We start from the raw sequence: 241 nt of genomic DNA, 5'->3' as shown, positions 1-241 counted from the left end.
ATCCCACTTTATTTATTAGGTGCGGATGAGTCTGCATTGAATATATACGTTACCTTTGCCGCGCTTCAGGCTATTCTGATTCACTGTAATGTCGATATCCCATTTGGCCCGCTCAAAACTATTTTTGTCACGCCACAGTTTCATCACTGGCATCACAGTTCAGAAAAGCCGGCTATTGATACTAACTACTCGGCGCACACCGTTTTGTTTGATCGACTCTTCGGTACTTATCATCTGCCCT

Annotated in this window: 1 protein-coding gene; it reads left to right on the top strand. The window is 44.0% G+C overall.

The features are described 5' to 3' along the window. The coding region (locus tag B4K20_RS08295; protein WP_289282548.1) for a sterol desaturase family protein at positions 1-241 on the top strand (241 nt) is incomplete at both ends.

This window comes from Methylophaga sp. UBA5088, from assembly GCF_002414625.1.
Lineage (GTDB): Bacteria > Pseudomonadota > Gammaproteobacteria > Nitrosococcales > Methylophagaceae > Methylophaga > Methylophaga marina.
The sequence above is the reverse complement of the archived record's forward strand: the minus strand, read 5'-3'. Positions and strand labels throughout refer to the sequence as shown.